The organism is Candidatus Polarisedimenticolia bacterium (genome assembly GCA_035764505.1).
Classification (GTDB): Bacteria; Acidobacteriota; Polarisedimenticolia; order Gp22-AA2; family AA152; genus AA152.
In genome coordinates, this window is the sequence record DASTZC010000240.1 from 1 (window position 1) to 2,478 (window position 2,478).

The 2,478-nt window shown below is 64.5% G+C and carries 3 protein-coding genes; all 3 read left to right on the forward strand.

Annotated elements, in window-relative coordinates; translation table 11 throughout:
• Positions 1–193: hypothetical protein (locus tag VFW45_15915; GenBank protein ID HEU5182272.1), on the forward strand; the 193-nt coding region annotated here is incomplete at its 5' end.
• An 11-nt stretch (positions 194–204) separates the two neighbouring features.
• Positions 205–1,143: an IS3 family transposase gene (locus VFW45_15920; GenBank protein ID HEU5182273.1), complete on the forward strand. Its 939-nt coding sequence runs from the start codon at positions 205–207 to the stop codon at positions 1,141–1,143.
• An 81-nt stretch (positions 1,144–1,224) separates the two neighbouring features.
• Positions 1,225–2,478 (forward strand): di-heme oxidoredictase family protein (locus VFW45_15925; GenBank protein ID HEU5182274.1); only part of this gene is annotated, 1,254 nt, incomplete at its 3' end.

Below are 2,478 nucleotides of genomic sequence, written 5' to 3' on the forward strand. Positions count from 1 at the left end.
GGAGGCCGGGGCGACCACAGCGGTCCACGCGAGTGAGGACGTCGTGCCCGCCAGCCAGCTGCGGGAGGCGTACGCCAAGATTCGGGAACTCGAGCGGGCGCTCGGGCGGAAGACCATGGAGGTCGAGATCCTGCGTGCCGCCCAGGAGGTCGTAAAAAAAACGCCGTCGTTGCGCAGAGAGTCCGGGCGGTGACGCCGTATACGATGACGGCGATCTGCTCGGTGCTCAGGGTCGCCCGGCGCACGGCCTACTACGTCGCGCGGGCGCGCCCTGGTGGTCGCTATCACCGCGCGGACGACGAGACCGTGCTTCAGCAGATCCGCGCCGTGACGAACAGCCGGGCCACGTACGGCTACCGTCGGGTGTGGGCGATGGTGAACCGGACCTTTCGGGTCGGGTACAACCACAAGCGCATTCGCCGGGTCATGCAGCTGCACGGGCTGATGCTGGCGCCCAGGGTGCATCGCCGCCACGGGCGACCTCACGTCGGCCAGATCCGGCAACCGGCCTCCAATCAGCGCTGGTGCTCCGACGTCTTCTTGCTCCCGTGCTGGAGCGGTGAGGTCATCTCGGTGGCCTTCGCCATTGATTGCCACGATCGCGAAGTCCCCGCGTTCGTCGCGTCGCCGCGGCCGTTGACCGGCGCCGATATTCGGACGCTGATGGACCGCACGCTGTGGGCGCGGTTCGGCGAAGCGACGCTCAAAGCCCCGCACGCGATTCAATGGCTCTCGGATAACGGTCCCCAATACACCGCGACGGCGACGGTGCTGTACGCGCACGAGCTCGGGCTCGTGCCGATCACCACGCCGGCGTATAGCCCGGAGAGTAACGGCCTGGCGGAAGCGTTCATCGGGACGTTCAAGCGGGACTACGTGGACGGCGCCGAGCTGCGGGACGCCGAGACGGTGCTGACTCAGATCGGTGACTGGTTCGCGGACTACAACACCCAGGCGCCGCACTCGGCGCTCGGGATGCGGAGCCCGCACGACTATCGCGCGGTGATGCTCCGGACCGCGGTTGACGCGGCGACCACGTCGCAGGCGATGCCGCATTTGGCTCAGGACGTGCGATCGCCTGGGGGGCCGCTATCTGAGTACCCCCCGAAAATCGGGTTTGAGTCGGTCCGTGCGAGCAGTTAACGTAAGCTCCCCGCCTGAGCAGAACTTCGGGGAGCACTCCACTGGGATCTAGCTGAGTGTGCTGGCGAAGAAGGAGTGGCCATGAAACTCGATACTCAACTACTGTCGACGCTAGCTGTCGTCGGTTTCTTCGTCGGTTGCTCCGTTTCCAATGTTGATACACCATCCTCGGTCGATCCGTCGTCCGCAGCGCGGGATCCAGGGGTGCGCGGCGGAGCCGCGGGCGCAGGTGCGCCAATCGCGGGACTGACCAAGACCGAGCTTGCGGTTTTCAGCGCTGGCAAGGACGATTTCGCGGAAGAGGAAGAGGTCGCCGACGGCCTGGGACCGACGATGAACCTCGGCAGCTGCGGCGGTTGCCATCTCCATCCGGCACTCGGTGGAACCAGCCCGCCGGTGAATCCTCAGATTGCATTTGCCAACAAGAAGGGCGCAGCCAATACCGTTCCATCATTCATCACGCTGAACGGGCCTGTACGCGAGGCGAGGTTCGTGAGGAATCCTGACGGAACGCCGGACGGCGGCGTCCACGACCTGTTCACCATTGCCGGTCGGGCGGACGCGCCGGGCTGCAAGCTAGCGCAGCCGGACTTCGAGCAGGAGCTCGCCCGCCGCAACGTGATCTTCAGGATTCCCACCCCGGTCTTTGGCGCAGGCCTGATCGAACAAATCCCGGACAAGGTGATCCTCGCAAACCAGACCAATGACGCACCCATGAAGAGATCGTTCAGGATTCACGGTCGGCCGAATATCGTCCTCGCCGGCCATACGATCTCCGGCCAGGCGAACAACAACGGCAACGACGGCACGGTCGCTCGTTTTGGCTGGAAGGCCCAGAACAAGTCTCTCCTGCTGTTCTCCGGCGAGGCGTACAACGTCGAGATGGGTATCACCAACGAGCTCTTTCAGACGGAGCGGGATGAAACCCCGACTTGCCAGTTCGATACTGTTCCCAACGATGTGACCAAGACCGACGGTCAGCAGCCCCTCGATGCGATCAGTGCGATCGAAAAGTTTGCCTTCTTCGCGCGCTTCCTCGCAGCGCCGATGCCTTCGCCCGATAGGCCAGGGGGGGCCGAGTCCATTGGAAGAGGGCGAAACCTGTTCAGCAGTACCGGCTGCGCGCTCTGTCATACGCCCACGCTCAATACAGGCAATGCTGCCGTCGCCGCACTACGCAATCAAGCTGTGAACCTCTTCTCCGATCTCCTGGTCCACGACATGGGCCCGGGGCTCGCCGATGGGGTCACTCAGGGACAGGCGGGCCCCAGAGAGTTCCGGACCGCCCCGCTGTGGGGGCTGGGGCAACGGCTTTTCTTCCTGCATGATGGACGA